The following is a 14,981-nucleotide window of genomic DNA, read 5'->3' as shown; positions in this document are numbered from 1 at the left end:
AGAGCGGCTTTTGCATCTAGCATTCAGCGTCAACCGCTGAGCACGACTACAAGCTCAAAACCTTCTCGCCACGAGCAATGCCGGATACTCCAGACCTCACCACTTCTAGCACCTGGGTTTCCCCAATAGCACCAATAAAGGCGTCCAGCTTGTCCGATGCACCCGTAAGCTGAATGGTATACACCGTACTAGTCACATCCACAATCTGGCCACGGAAGATATCCACCGACCGCTTCACTTCAGCCCGTTGGGCACCGGTAGCCTTCACTTTGATCAGCATCAGCTCGCGCTCAATGTGCGCGCCTTCTGTCAGGTCCACCAGCTTGACCACTTCGATCAATTTGTTGAGGTGCTTAGTAATCTGTTCGATCTTCAGATCATTACCGTAAGTGGTCAGCGTCAGGCGAGACAGGGTGCTGTCTTCCGTAGGTGCTACCGAAAGGGTTTCAATGTTGTACCCCCGCTGGGAGAACAGACCGATTACCCGGCTCAGTGCGCCCGGCTCGTTTTCCATCAGAATAGAAATAATTCGACGCATCAGGTCCGCTCCGTCTTGCTCAACCACATATCACGCATGGAACCGTCTGCAATCTGCATAGGGTATACGTGCTCGGTGGAATCAACATAAATATCCATGAATACCAAACGGTCTTTCAGGGCAAAGGCTTCGTCCATAGCCGCGTCCAGATCCTCGATCTTGGTGATCTTCATGCCCACATGGCCATAAGATTCGGCCAGCTTGACGAAGTCCGGCAGGGACTCCATGTATGACTGGCTGTGACGGCCGCCGTACTGCATGTCCTGCCATTGGCGAACCATGCCCAGCGCCTGGTTATTAATGTTGATGATTTTCACCGGCAAGCCATACTGCAGGCAGGTGGACAGTTCTTGGATATTCATCTGAATAGAGCCTTCGCCCGTCACACAGGCCACCGTCGCCTCGGGGAACGCAAACTGCACCCCCATGGCCGCCGGCAAGCCGAAGCCCATAGTCCCCAGGCCACCGGAGTTGATCCAGCGGCGAGGCTTGTCGTACTGATAGTACTGGGCTGCGAACATCTGGTGCTGACCCACATCGGAAGTCACATAGGCATCACCTTTGGTTGCCTTATATAGCGCCTGCACCACCTGCTGGGGCTTCATGGGACCATCTTCGTTGATCTCATAACGCATGCCATGCACCTTGCGCCAGCCGTCGATCTCTTCCCACCAGCGCTCAAGCGCCTTGCGGTCCGGCTCGCCACCGTGCTCATCCAGCGCCGCCAGCATCTCTTCCAGCACCTGCTGCACCGGGCCCACGATGGGGATGTGCGCCATGATGTTTTTAGAGATAGTCGCCGGGTCGATATCGATGTGAATGATCTTGGCGCCCGGGCAGAACTTCTTCACATTGTTAGTCACCCGGTCGTCCAGACGGGCACCCACAGCCAAAATCACATCCGAGTTATGCATGGTCATGTTGGCTTCATAGGTGCCGTGCATGCCCAGCATACCCACGTTCTGACGGTCGGTACCGGGAAAGCCCCCCAGTCCCATCAGGGTATTGGTCACCGGGAAATTAAGCCGGTGGGCCAACTGGGTCAGCAACTCGCTGCCTTCACCCTGCACCACGCCACCGCCGGCATAAATCACCGGGCGCTTGGCTTTCATCAACTCGTCCAGCGCCTTACGGATCTGCCCGGAATGGCCGCGGCTCACCGGAGAGTAAGAGCGCATCTTCACTTTCTTGGGATACTCGTAGGGATTCTTGACGTTCGGTGCCGTCTGATCCTTAGGAATATCCACCAGCACCGGGCCGGGACGGCCGGTGGTGGCGATGTAGAAGGCCTTCTTCATGATTTCGGGAATGTCTTTGGCATCACGAACCATGAAACTGTGCTTCACCACCGGACGGGACACACCAATCATGTCCGTTTCCTGGAAGGCATCATCACCAATCCAGTCAGAACGCACTTGCCCGGACAGCACTACCATAGGAATCGAATCCATAAAGGCCGTAGCCAAGCCAGTGATCGCATTAGTCGCGCCTGGCCCGGACGTCACCATGACCACACCGGCCTTGCCGGTGGCACGGGCATAGCCGTCGGCCGCATGGGTGGCCGCCTGCTCATGGCGGACCAGAATATGGTTGACCTTGTCCTGCTGGAACAGCGCATCATAAATGTGCAGTACGGACCCTCCGGGATACCCGAAGATGTACTCCACTCCCTCGTCTTGCAGCGCACGGACCACCATTTCCGCGCCGGATAACATTTCCACGGTTGCTACCTCAAATTTAAATGCATACTACCCACTGCCACGCAGCGGGACGGTGTGGCTGTTGAACAGCCTGCTAGCTTGCTGCCTGCGGAAAGCACCGTATTTAGGTGCTCTGGAACCCTGTCGGAGGTGGCCGACAAGAACACAGGCGGGAGGACTACACGGAAGATCTGCAAACCTGAAAGGGAATACTCCCGCTTTAGGAATGAGAAACCTCCGGAGGCTCCCACAGCGGGACGAGAGTGCAGTGGTACTGCTGGCAGGACATCGCGGTAACGGTGCCCCGGGTCCCGGCCTCACACACGCCGGTAAGCGAATGCGGGTCCCGATCTCCGGAAAGTCATAATCTTCGCAGAAATGTGCAGTCAATCAAAGCCCTTGGTCGACTTTAGGTTGCAGAAAATCCCCTTCTCACGTCATGCTAAAGTCTGATGGATCAACCGAAATCATAAGAAGACGGACATCATGACAAAATTCAGCCTGTTTCTCGGCGGCGCCTTACTTGCCCTTTCGAGCCTGAGCCCGGCGGCCAAGTTCTATAAATGGGTAGACGACAAAGGCGTTACCCATTACGACGCCCAGGCTCCACAGGGCGCGAATACGACCGAAATAAACACCCGCGCCACTGCCAGTTCGAGTCAGAGCGAGGCCATCGAAGCCCTTGAGACCAAAAGGAACGCGGCACAAAAAGCCAAAGAGGCTGCCGCGAGTCAAGCCAAGGAGCAAAAGCGACTGGAAACGGAACCAGAAGCGGTCGCTCAAGAACGCTGCGAACAACACCGCAAGAATCTGGAAACCCTGACCAACAAGCCCACCGTACGGCGCAAAAACCCGGAAACAGGTGAACTGGAAGTGATCGACCAGCAAGTTAGAGACGAGATGCTCGCCGAGACCCGTAGTGCCTTGGAGAAATGCGAAGGCCGCTAAGCTGAGACTAAAAGCCCGCCCACAAAAAAGCCGCCGGCGTTACCACCGGCGGCTTTTCTTTACTTGGCCCAAAGGGACGATTAACGGCCAAACGTAAACCGCCCCTCTTCCACATCCACGTGAATGGTATCGCCCTGAACGTACTCGCCTTTCAGCAGCGATTGAGCCAGCGGATTTTCCAACTGCTGCTGGATAGCCCGCTTAAGCGGACGAGCCCCGTAGACGGGATCAAAACCGGCATCCACCAGCTGATCAAGCGCCGCATCACTCAGCTCCAGGCTCATTTCCCGCTCCGCCAATCGCTTGCGCAAGAAACCCAACTGAATGGACGCAATGCCCTTGAGCTGATCTTTGGCCAGCGGATGGAACACCACGGTTTCATCTACTCGGTTGAGGAACTCCGGGCGGAAGTGGTTACCTACCACCTCCATCACCGCCGATTTCATCGTTTCATAATCACTAGCAGATTCGGCATCAGAACCTGCCAGCTTCTGAATCAGATCAGAACCCAGGTTGGATGTCATCACCACCACAGTATTGCGGAAGTCCACGGTACGGCCTTGGCCATCCGTCAGGCGACCATCATCGAGCACCTGCAACAGAATGTTGAACACATCCGGGTGGGCTTTTTCCACCTCGTCCAGCAACACCACCGAGTAAGGTTTACGTCGCACTAACTCGGTGAGGTAGCCGCCTTCCTCATAACCCACATAGCCCGGAGGGGCACCGACCAGCCGAGCCACGGAATGTTTTTCCATAAACTCAGACATGTCGATGCGAACCATGGCCTCTTCGGTGTCGAACAGGAAGTTGGCCAGCGCCTTACAAAGTTCCGTTTTACCCACCCCGGTGGGGCCCAGAAACAGGAAGCTGCCGTTGGGTCGATTCGGATCTGACAACCCTGCCCGGGAGCGGCGTACCGCATTAGCCACCGCCTCAACAGCCTCATTCTGGCCGACCACCCGATCATGCAAGGCATCTTCCATACGCAGCAACTTGTCTTTCTCACCTTCCAACATTTTCGATACAGGAATGCCGGTCCACTTGGCCACCACCTCAGCAATTTCCTCGTCGGTGACCTTGTTACGCAGCAGCTGCGTCTCAGTTTGGGCTTGTTCTTCCCGGTCCTGGGCATCCTGAACTTTCTTTTCCAGTTCCGGAATTTCGCCGTACTGCAGTTCGGACATACGGCTCAGGTCGCCGGCGCGACGGGCCTGCTCCAGCTCCACACGAGCCTGCTCCAGCTCCGCCTTATATTCGGCTGCGCCCTGCAACGCGGCTTTCTCCGCCTGCCAAATTTCCTCTAGATCCGCGTACTCTTTTTCCAGCTCATCAATCTCATCTTCCAGCTTTTCCAGCCGCTTGCGGCTGGCATCATCGTCTTCCTTGCGCAGCGCTTCACGCTCCATTTTCAGCTGGATCAAACGGCGATCTAGGCGGTCCATTTCCTCCGGCATAGAGTCGATTTCCATACGGATACGGCTGCCGGCCTCGTCGATCAGATCAATGGCCTTATCCGGCAGTTGTCGATCGGTAATGTAGCGATGACTCAAGCGAGCAGCGGCAATGATGGCGCCATCGGTGATGTCCACGCCATGGTGAACTTCGTAACGCTCTTTCAAGCCCCGCAGAATGGCAATGGTGTCTTCCACCGTGGGCTCATCCACCAGCACTTTCTGAAAACGACGCTCCAGCGCGGCATCTTTCTCAATGTACTGCCGGTATTCGTCCAGCGTGGTAGCACCCACACAGTGCAGCTCACCCCGAGCCAGTGCCGGCTTGAGCATATTGCCCGCATCCATGGACCCTTCACCCTTGCCGGCGCCGACCATGGTATGCAGCTCATCAATGAAAAGAATGATGCGCCCTTCCTGCTTAGCCAACTCGTTGAGTACCGCTTTCAAGCGCTCTTCGAACTCTCCTCGATATTTAGCACCCGCGATCAGCGCGGCCATATCCAGCGAGAGCACTTGCTTGTCCTTCAAGCCTTCAGGGACTTCGCCATTCACAATACGCTGAGCAAGGCCTTCGACAATGGCGGTCTTGCCCACCCCGGGCTCACCGATCAATACCGGGTTGTTCTTGGTGCGACGCTGCAAGACCTGAATAGTACGGCGAATTTCGTCGTCCCGGCCGATCACCGGGTCAAGCTTGCCGGATTCCGCTCGCTCGGTCAGGTTCACGGTGTACTTATCTAGCGCTTCACGTTTGTCTTCCGCGTTGGGATCGTTCACCGTTTCGCCCCCTCGTACTTCAGCAATTTTTTCAGCCAGCACCTTACGAGTGACGCCGGCATTCTTAAACAGCTTACCCAGCTCACCGCTATCGTCACAGGCCGCCAGCAACACCACTTCCGTAGAAAGATACTGGTCACCGCGCTGCTGAGCTTCCCGGTCGGCAATATTCAGCATCCGCCCGGTGGCTTGTCCCATCTGCACATCACCATTGAAGTTAGTCACCGTGGGCAGCTTGTCCACAGCCATGTTCAGGGCGGTAATCACATCGGCAACGTTGGCGCCTGCTTTTTCCAACAACGGCCGAGCGGCGCCTCCCTGCTGCTGCATCAACGCCAACATCAGATGAACTGGCTCAATGGTGCTATTACCCTGCCCCACGGCCAAGGATTGCGCGTCTGACAGCGCTTCCTGCAGGCGGGCAGTGAGTTTATCCATTCGCATTGTATCGCTCTCCTATCCGGTCGTGATCCACACAACGCCTCCCTGTCGGCAAGGCCAATGTGATCACCGGTTATCTATCAACTGAATCATAGATGGGTCCGATTGGGCCAGCTTCAAGGTTAATTGTTTTTTGGAAATAGCGAATTGATACCGCGCAATAACAAGCATGACCATAGCCTTAAAGCAAAGAGGCCGCGCCCAATCCTGGATCGCAGCCTCTTTGTTTTTGGATAAAAGAAAAAACAGCCCATATAGCGGAGTCCACTCACCCTCCCCGCTTAACAATCCCTGTTTTCATCCATCAAGCCAGATCAGTGAGGCGAACCGACCCGTTTGGCCTTCCTTACGATAGGAGTAAAAGCGGGACAAATCACAGGCCGTGCAAAGATCTCCACCATGAACATCGTCGATGCCCAACAGGGCCAGCTCAATAATGGCAGCGTGGGCCACAGAAAACCGCCAATGATTAGGGGTAGCATCTTTCTTGAAGGCAGGCTCAAAAGCCGGGCGACCCATGGTGAAAGCGCGATACACGTCATCCCCCACCTGATAACACTGCCCACAAATGGCCGGCCCTAGCCAAGCACTCACTGGCTCACCGCTGGGAGCAATACGAGCGACCCCTTCGGCGATAATGCCCGCTTGCAAGCCGCGCCAACCGGCATGCACCGCCGCCACCGCCGTGCCATCCTTGCGAGCGAGCAACACGGGCAAACAATCAGCCGTCAGCACGACACAAGGCCAACGCTGCTGATCGGTCCAAACACCGTCTGCCTCATTATTCTGCTCATCTGCCCGCATCACCCGTTTGCCATGGACCTGCCACAACCAGGCCGCAGGATGATCCGCCTGTAATTGTTTCTCCACATGGTGGCGCGCCCGCTCCACTCGCTCAGGCTGGTCACCACAATTCAGCCCCAAATTTAAACCGTTCCAAGGTTTAGGGGAGAGATCGCCAGCCCGGGTGGTCACACATACCCGCACTGCCGGGTGTGGATTCCAATCCGGGCACAACCACTCACTCTTGTCCGGTAGTGACATTTCCGGCTCCTTGATCATGAAGGGGCGCAGGCCCCCTTCCCCCGCTCATATTGAACAACACGCCTGATTGAGGCTAAGCGGGGGGTGACCTATTCGTCTTTGATGTCATTTTCCAACGCGACAATCAGGCTAGTCATATCCGCCGGCAATTCAGCTTGAAACTCACAATACTCTCCCCTAGCCGGGTGGATCAGCCCCAATTTCCGGGCATGTAGCGCTTGGCGGGGAAATTTATGCAGCGCCTGACGCAACGCTTCGGTGGCACCGGCTGGCTGCTTGAGGCGACCTCCGTAGAGCGGATCACCCACCAGCGGATAGTTGCGATGGGCCATATGAACGCGAATTTGATGGGTACGACCGGTTTCCAGTTGCACCTGAATCCGGGTGTGAGCCCGGTAACGATCAAGCACCCGGTAGTGAGTCACCGCATTTTTTCCGCCGGTTTTCACTACCGCCTGCTTCTTACGGTCCACCGGATGACGCCCCATGGGCGCATCCACCTTGCCACCGCCAGTCATCACCCCCACCGCAATGGCCTCGTATTGCCGAAACAGACTTTTATCTTGTAGTTGCGCCACCAGGCTCTGATGAGCTTCTAGAGAACGGGCCACCACCATTAACCCGGTAGTATCACGGTCCAAACGGTGAACAATACCCGCACGGGGCAGGCTGTTAAGGCGTTCGTCCAAGTGAAGCAACCCGTTAAGCAATGTGCCATCTGCGTGGCCTGCGGCCGGGTGAACCACTAGCCCGGTGGGCTTGTTAATCACGATCAGGTCGTCATCCTGATAGACCACATCCAGATCGATGGACTGAGGCTGATCATCCAATTCAGGCTCAATTTCCACCTCCAGAGTCAGCGATTCATTACCGGTCAGCTTCTCTTTGGGCTTGGTCTGGGCACCGTTGACCGTCAACACACCATTCTTGATCCAAGTCTGCAGGCGCGAGCGAGAAAAGCCCTCGAACAGCTCCGCCGCTACCTGATCTACCCGCTGCCCGGCGTGCTCCGGCTTCACCTGTTCGGTGCGCTGAATTTTTTCGCCGCCAAGATGTCCCATATAAAAGGTTCCTCAACCTGTGCTTAAATACCCAATTCGCGAATTGTAACCCGTTCAACGAGGAAAGAATGCCACGACTTTTATGGCCACTATTGTGTCTACTGATTCTGGCCGGCTGTGCCGCTAACCCTGAAGATCGCCCGGAGCTCACCGAGGCCGATCAATATCGGGAAGCCCGCGAGTCCATTGAATCGAAAAACTATCTGACGGCCATCGACCAGCTCAAAGAGCTGGAGGCGCGTTTTCCGTATGGAGATTATGCCGAACAGTCCGCACTGGACCTGATTTACGCCCAGTACAAATCTGTGGACTACCCAGCCACAGTGGTAGCGGCACAGCGTTTCATGCGCAACCATCCCGCCCATCCGCGCATGGATTATGCGCTCTACATGCGCGGGCTGGCCAACTTCAATATGGAGAAGGGCCTGTTTGACAATATGGTTGCCTCCGACCGCTCCAGCAAGGATATGGCTGCCGCAAAAGACGCCTTCCGCGACTTCGAGCGCTTGGTCAGCCGCTTTCCGGACAGCGAGTACGCCCCTGACGCTCGCGCCCGCATGGTACATATCCGCAATCAACTCGCCCGGCAGGAACTCCACGTGGCACGCTATTACGCGCGGCGCGGCGCCATCGTCGCCTCTCTTAACCGAGCGCAGTATGTGGTAAAACACTATCAGCATACCCCAGCCGTGGAAGAAAGCTTGGCCATTATGGTGAAAGGCTACCAACGGCTAGAGCTCCCCAAGCAGGCTGAAAAAAGCCGCGCGGTGCTGGCCCTGAACTGGCCCAACAGCACCTTTCTAGATGACGACAAACACGTAGACCTGGCTTGGTGGCCAGATGAGGATAACGGCTTACTCAGTTTGCTGACATTCGATTTGTTATAACATGCTGCACGCAAACAGAACGCCCGACGCCTAACGAAGAAAGCCCGCAATAGCGGGCTTTTGGGTGTTTACCTAGTAGCAAACATCTTGCGCCACAGCCACTTAATCTCCCGGCCGCCAACCGTTGGTTATTGGATAGCGCCGGTCCTTGCCGAAAGCCCGGCGGCTAACGCGCGGCCCCACGGCAGCCTGGCGACGCTTATACTCGTTGCGGTCCGTGAGTTTCACCACCCGATACACTGTTTCTCGATCAAAACCATCACGAATCACCGCTTCGGCGCTCATGTCCTGCTCCACGTAACGCTCCAGAATCGCGTCCAGCTCGTCGTAATCAGGCAGAGAATCACTGTCCACTTGGTCTGGAGCCAACTCTGCGGATGGAGGGCGCGTAATCACCCTGTCGGGAATAATTTCCGCCCCAGCCTGTTGGTTGCGCCAACGACACAGGTTAAACACTGACGTCTTGAAGACATCCTTGAGCACCGAGAAGCCTCCCGCCATATCGCCATACAGCGTGGCATACCCCACCGCCATTTCGCTCTTGTTACCCGTGGTCAACACGACTGAACCGTTCTTGTTGGAAAGCGCCATCAACAGCACCCCGCGACAGCGAGCCTGGAGGTTTTCTTCGGTTGTGTCCCGGGAGGTGCCTGCAAACGGCTCCCTGAGAATATCCATAAACCCATTAAACGCTGCCTCGATCGGCAATACCCGGTAATGGACGCGCAGGGTTCGAGCCTGTTTTTCTGCGTCTTCCAGACTCATGGCAGAGGTATACTGAAATGGCATCATCACCGCCTCCACCCGTTCCGGGCCAAGGGCATCCACCGCCACCGCCAGGGTCAGAGCAGAATCAATCCCCCCGGACAGTCCCAATAGAGCGCCCTTGAAACCGTTTTTGTTCACATAATCACGGGTTGCCAATACCAAAGCCTGGTACATACCCGCCTGCGGCCCTGGCAGCGGCAACACCTCACCACGGGGCTCACAGTGCCCGCCCTGGCATTGCACATCCACCGGCACCAGTGCTTCGGTAAAACTAGCAGCTTGCACACAGCGATTACCCTGGCTATCGCAGACAAATGAGGCCCCATCAAAAACCAGCTCATCCTGGCCACCCACAAGATTGCAATACAACACCGGCAAGCCAGTCTCCCGGCAACGGGCTTGTACCTGGTCGAAACGTTCGTCTGCCTTGTTGATGCGATAAGGAGAGGCATTCAAATTCAGAATCAGATCGGTGCCTGCCTTCTGTAACTGGGCCGCTGGGCCAGCGTGCCAAATGTCTTCACAAATGGTAATACCCAGCGTCCAGCCATCAATATCAAAGGTGCAAGCATCCTTGCCCGGCTGAAAATAACGTTTTTCATCAAACACCCGGTAATTGGGCAAGTGTTGCTTGAAATACTCATGACGGGGACCAGTCTCACCCGGGAACATCACCCCCGCCGCATTACGACGATGCCCGTTGCGTACCGCCGGATAGCCCAGCACTACGGGCACCGAAATCGCCGCACCGATATCTGCGAGGGCCGCATCGACCCGACTGTTCAGACTCGGGCGCAGCAGAAGATCTTCTGGCGGGTAGCCGGTAAGCATTAGTTCCGGGAACAGCACCAAATCTGCCCCTAATAATCGACGAGCTTCGTCTGACGCGGCAATAACGCGCTGGGCGTTGCCTTCGATATCGCCCACCAGCGCATTCTGCTGGGCCATAATAATTCGCATGATCAACCGGCCTTTCCTCAAGTGAGCGCTGATTGTACTCTTTAGCTGGCGATCGATGAATGCGCTAGAAACACGTAACCCGACCGCACCTGACAAAAACAGCAAACAATAAAGGGGGCTCCATGGGGCTAATTCGCCTGATTATTATCGCCGCGCTGATTTATCTAGCCTGGCGGGTTATGAAACAACTGCTGGCCCAGGCCCGGCCCACAGCGCCCGACAATAGCACCAGTAACCCGCAGATCATGGTGAAATGCGCACAATGTGGCGTTCATGTTCCAGCCCCCGACGCTTTTAGTCATGGCGGGCTGCATTTCTGCAGCCAAGAACATCAGCGCCAATATCTGGAACAGCATGATCGCTAGCCAAGGCTGGACACCGGCACGCATCTATAATGTTTACCGCATTGCCATAGCTTGCGTGCTGCTATTACTACACTACGGGTCAGATAAGGCTCTGCTCGGCACCCATTTCCCCGCCCTCTTCGAAACAACCCTTTTTGTCTACTTGGGCCTGACGCTGGCCTCCGCCACCCTGGACAATAACCGGCATAGACGAGCATTTCCTGCCTGGGCACAACCGGCCGCGCTCATCAGTGACCTCGGGATGCTAACACTGGTAGTGCATTCCAATGGCGGACTAGAAGGCGGTCTTGCGGTGCTTTTGTTGGTGACCGTTGCGGCTGGCAACATTCTTTTACGCGGTCGACAAGGCTTTCTTATCGCGGCACTGGCAACCCTGTCCGCCATGTTCGAGCAGTTCTATTTTTCCATCCATACACAGCACTCATCCCCGTTCGTGCTGACTGAATCGAGCCTGCTCGGCATTGCCTTCTTCATGGTATCGCTGATTATTCAGCAAATCGCGCATCGCCTAGAACAAAGCGAAAAAGTCACGCGGCAGCAACAGGTTGCTATTGAACGACTGGAAGCACTGAACCAACAAATTGTGCAACGTATGCGCACAGGCGTTTTGGTGTTCGACGACGGTTTTCAAGTTCTCATGTCCAACCAGTCCGCCAACAATCTGTTCGACAGCCCGATGCTAGGCAAGCACCTACCCGACGCATTAGCCTCCCGTTTTCATCGTTGGCAAGATAATCCCCTTCTGCCTTTACCTACCCTGCGCGTCTCGGAGCAGTCTCCCGTGCTGAGCCCACGGTTCGCACAGCTGGATACCGGACATGAAAACCTGACACTGCTTTTTCTAGAGAACACCGCACAAATCGCACAGGAAGCCCAGCAAATGAACCTAGCTTCTCTCGGGCGCCTATCTGCCACCCTAGCCCATGAAATCCGCAATCCTCTCAGTGCCATTAATCATGCCTCCGATCTCTTGCTTGATGGAGACCCAAGCCAGGAAGACCAGCACCTATTACAAATAATCCGCAACCATGTAACTCGGGTGAACGGCATTATTCATGATGTACTAGACCTTTCACGCAGACCGAAAGGGCAAGCTGAACGATTCATTCTGCCAACACTAATTCAGGAAGTAACTGAGCAATGGAAAATCAAAAACACCACCGGACGAATTGCTCTTCATTGCCAACCGGATATGGAAGTGCGCTTTGATCGCAGTCAGCTGATCCAGGTGCTGGATAACCTGATCGGCAATGCACTGCGCCATGGCGGCGATTTCTGCGAGGTGAGTCTGCATTGTGGCCACCATGATCGTACCGGTCTTCCTTGGCTAAGAGTTCAAGATAACGGCCAGGGTATCAGCTTTGAGGCCAGGGATTATCTCTTCGAGCCCTTTTACACCACCGCCAAAGACGGCAATGGCCTTGGCCTTTATCTGTGCCGCGAACTGTGCCATGCCAACCAAGCCACACTAGACCTGGAGGAAAGCTCGAAAGGAGCCAGCTTTGTGATAACCTTTGCTCACCCGCACCGACAATTTCAATAACAGAATCGCTTATGAGTGCAGAAGCCCCCCACGTATTGGTTGTTGACGATGAAGCTGACCTGCGCGAACTGCTGGTCATCACGCTCGGCCGCATGAAACTTCAGGCCACCGCCGCCGACTCTCTGTCCACTGCCAAACAGCGCCTTAAAGAGGCACACTACGATCTCTGCCTGACAGATATGAACCTGGGGGATGGTACCGGCCTAGAGCTTCTCCAATTCATTTCACAATATTGTCCGACTATGCCCACTGCCGTAATAACCGCCTACGGCAGCATGAAAACCGCCACCGATGCGATGAAATATGGCGCCTATGATTTTATTGCCAAGCCTGTCGCTCTTGACCGATTAAGGCAGTTAATTGAAGACGGGCTGGGCATCAACGAAGTCGAAGAACACCATGAAGAAGAAGATAATCTGATTGGTGACGCGCCCAGCATGGTCGCGCTAAAAAGCCAGGTTCGAAAGTTGGCGCGCAGCCAAGCGCCTATTTATATAAGTGGCGAATCAGGAAGCGGTAAAGAGCGTATCGCACGATTAATTCACACGTTAGGACCGCGCCGGGAAAAACCGTTTGTGGCAGTAAACTGCGGCGCCATACCGTCTGAACTAATGGAAAGTGAATTTTTTGGCCATCGCAAAGGCGCATTTACCGGCGCGGTGGAAGACCGAAAGGGACTGTTCCGCGAAGCTGATGGCGGCACCTTATTTCTCGATGAAGTGGCCGACCTTCCCTTACATATGCAGGTCAAACTGCTACGAGCCATTCAGGAAAAATCCGTTCGACCGGTAGGCGAAGCCAAGGAATTCCAAGTCAATCTACGGATTCTCTGCGCCACCCACAAGAACCTGGAAGACGAAATGGAAGAGGGGCGTTTTCGTCAGGATCTTTTCTATCGGCTTAATGTTATCGAGGCTCACGTTCCGCCGTTACGCGAGCGACGTGAAGATATTCCAAAGCTGGTTCGGCATATTCTCGACCGGCTCAGCCAAGCCTGGGAAATTCCGCCGCCCAGCGTTAGCTCTGACGCGGTGAATGCCATTGGCAACTACGCGTTTCCCGGCAATGTCAGGGAGTTGGAAAACACCCTGGAGCGGGCGCTAACATTGTGTGACGGCAACACTATTCTCCCCGAACACCTGCGCCTACCATCAAACCGTTCTGGGCTGGCCTCAAACCGTTCTAGCACTTCAACCTCGCCCCCCCCCATAAGACCCAGCGAACAGTCCCTGGAAGAGTTTCTTCAGGAAATCGAAAAACAGGAAATACTCAAGGCTCTGGATACAACTCACTGGAATCGTACCGCCGCCGCAAAAAAACTCGGCATGACCTTCCGCTCTTTGCGCTACCGATTGAAAAAGCTGGAGCTGGACCGTGATGACGACGAAACAGACGATAACGAATAAGGCTCGGGATCAACAAAGGTTTGCTCGCCAGTAATCAACTGGGCGAGCAACTCCGCACTGGCCGGCGCCGCCACCAGCCCGTTTCGATAATGGCCAACAGCCGCAAACACCCCATTGGTTCCTGGTACCGAACCAATAAACGGAATATCACGCTCACAGCCCGGTCGCACCCCTGCCCAATGAAAGGCTGGCGAACAGGATGCCAGCTCCGGCCATAATCTCGCCGCCAACCGCTCTAACTGATAACGCCCAGCTACGGTAGGGTATGTCGTATTATCGCCTCGCCTCAGCGTTGACCCCACCAGCACGGAGCCATCGTGCCGCGGAATCAGATATCCTCGCTCAGTCAACATAACCGCAGGCACCTGACCGGGCTGCATGTGATACAGCAACATCTCACCTTTTGCAGGAAAAAGCGGCAGTGTAACCCCCATGGAGAGCAAAAGGCCTGGGGCTGCATGCCCAGCACTGATCACAACGGCATCGCTGTGCCAGCGTCGTCCATCAGCAGCCCCAACTTCCCCACCCAGATTCAACGGCCGAACATGGCGAATAATGGCCGACTCAAAGCGCACGCCCAACCGCAGCAAATACGCACGCAACACTCTTAGTACACCCGGATTACGAATATTACCCAGTGACGGAAACAACAGCCCTCCGCCAGCAGCAGATTCTTCCATTTGCTCATGGGCCAAGACCGCTTGTACTGGAATATGCCAGCGTTGTGCCCATTCAAATGCTAGAGCAGCATCCTCTTCTGCCGTTTCAACCCACAAACCACCGCCATGCAACAGTGAGCCACAACCAGGTATACCTGCCGAATCACACTCTTCCAAAACTTTCTGATAACGGGAAAACGCATTTACCGACAAGAGCGTCATAGCATCGCAATAACGCCAAGCATATAAAGGGGAAAGAATGCCGCCACCGGCCCAAGAGGCCGGCGGATATTTATCTGGGGCATCAATGATCGTCACTTTCCTGCCTCGCTTTGTAAGCTCAAGCGCACAAAAAAGACCGATAATTCCACCACCTACAACGAGCACATCAGACATGGCAATATGAGGAAACAGCAGACATTAAGGA

12 protein-coding genes are annotated in these 14,981 nt (G+C 55.2%); 5 read left to right on the top strand and 7 right to left on the bottom strand.

Annotated features, from left to right (window positions below):
* Positions 1-46: 46 nt before the first annotated feature.
* Together ilvN and ABO_RS02490 are read right to left on the bottom strand one after the other, a co-directional pair.
* Positions 47-538 (bottom strand): acetolactate synthase small subunit, encoded by a 492-nt coding sequence (gene ilvN / locus ABO_RS02495; protein ID WP_011587768.1) that lies wholly within the window; start codon positions 536-538, stop codon positions 47-49.
* Positions 538-2,259, bottom strand: coding sequence for an acetolactate synthase 3 large subunit (locus ABO_RS02490; protein WP_011587767.1), 1,722 nt, complete (start codon positions 2,257-2,259; stop codon positions 538-540). The genes ilvN and ABO_RS02490 overlap by 1 nt, the downstream gene beginning before the upstream one ends.
* 465 nt (positions 2,260-2,724) lie before the next feature.
* Between ABO_RS02490 and ABO_RS02485 the strand changes: the two genes are divergently transcribed.
* Positions 2,725-3,186, top strand: a complete 462-nt coding sequence (locus ABO_RS02485) for a DUF4124 domain-containing protein (protein ID WP_011587766.1) — start codon at positions 2,725-2,727, stop codon at positions 3,184-3,186.
* Between the two features lie 80 nt (positions 3,187-3,266).
* On the opposite strand, the gene clpB is transcribed toward ABO_RS02485, so the two are convergent.
* The 3 genes from clpB to rluD form a co-directional block, all read right to left on the bottom strand.
* Positions 3,267-5,864, bottom strand: a complete 2,598-nt coding sequence (gene clpB, locus ABO_RS02480; protein WP_011587765.1) for an ATP-dependent chaperone ClpB — start codon at positions 5,862-5,864, stop codon at positions 3,267-3,269.
* Between the two features lie 294 nt (positions 5,865-6,158).
* The gene (gene pgeF, locus ABO_RS02470; RefSeq protein ID WP_011587763.1) at positions 6,159-6,905 is read right to left on the bottom strand and encodes a peptidoglycan editing factor PgeF; all 747 of its coding nucleotides are present in this window, start codon (positions 6,903-6,905) and stop codon (positions 6,159-6,161) included.
* An 89-nt stretch (positions 6,906-6,994) separates the two neighbouring features.
* Complete coding sequence (rluD, locus tag ABO_RS02465) at positions 6,995-7,966, bottom strand: 23S rRNA pseudouridine(1911/1915/1917) synthase RluD (protein ID WP_011587762.1); 972 nt, start codon at positions 7,964-7,966, stop codon at positions 6,995-6,997.
* 68 nt (positions 7,967-8,034) lie between these two features.
* Between rluD and ABO_RS02460 the strand changes: the two genes are divergently transcribed.
* Positions 8,035-8,853, top strand: coding sequence for an outer membrane protein assembly factor BamD (locus tag ABO_RS02460; protein WP_011587761.1), 819 nt, complete (start codon positions 8,035-8,037; stop codon positions 8,851-8,853).
* A 102-nt stretch (positions 8,854-8,955) separates the two neighbouring features.
* Here the strand turns inward: ABO_RS02460 and ABO_RS02455 are convergent, their stop codons facing one another.
* Positions 8,956-10,581 carry an NAD+ synthase gene (locus ABO_RS02455; protein ID WP_011587760.1) on the bottom strand — a complete coding sequence of 542 codons (1,626 nt, stop codon included), beginning with the start codon at positions 10,579-10,581 and terminating at the stop codon, positions 8,956-8,958.
* A gap of 122 nt (positions 10,582-10,703) precedes the next feature.
* Between ABO_RS02455 and ABO_RS02450 the strand changes: the two genes are divergently transcribed.
* From ABO_RS02450 to ABO_RS02440, 3 genes are read left to right on the top strand one after another with little or no spacing between them, the layout of a single operon-like run.
* Positions 10,704-10,946 (top strand): PP0621 family protein, encoded by a 243-nt coding sequence (locus ABO_RS02450; protein ID WP_011587759.1) that lies wholly within the window; start codon positions 10,704-10,706, stop codon positions 10,944-10,946.
* On the top strand, positions 10,936-12,489 hold the full coding sequence (locus ABO_RS02445) for a sensor histidine kinase (RefSeq protein ID WP_041704824.1): 1,554 nt from the start codon (positions 10,936-10,938) through the stop codon (positions 12,487-12,489). Before ABO_RS02450 ends, ABO_RS02445 begins: the two co-directional genes overlap by 11 nt.
* Positions 12,490-12,500: 11 nt before the next feature.
* Complete coding sequence (locus tag ABO_RS02440) at positions 12,501-13,895, top strand: sigma-54-dependent transcriptional regulator (protein ID WP_011587757.1); 1,395 nt, start codon at positions 12,501-12,503, stop codon at positions 13,893-13,895.
* Here ABO_RS02440 and ABO_RS02435 read toward each other — a convergent pair.
* The gene (locus ABO_RS02435; RefSeq protein WP_046961665.1) at positions 13,835-14,950 is read right to left on the bottom strand and encodes an NAD(P)/FAD-dependent oxidoreductase; all 1,116 of its coding nucleotides are present in this window, start codon (positions 14,948-14,950) and stop codon (positions 13,835-13,837) included. The genes ABO_RS02440 and ABO_RS02435 overlap by 61 nt on opposite strands.
* Between the last annotated feature and the right edge of the window lie 31 nt (positions 14,951-14,981).

Source organism: Alcanivorax borkumensis SK2, from assembly GCF_000009365.1.
GTDB classification, from domain to species: domain Bacteria; phylum Pseudomonadota; class Gammaproteobacteria; order Pseudomonadales; family Alcanivoracaceae; genus Alcanivorax; species Alcanivorax borkumensis.
Note: the sequence above shows the minus strand (reverse complement) of the source record. Positions and strands in the feature narration are given on the sequence as shown.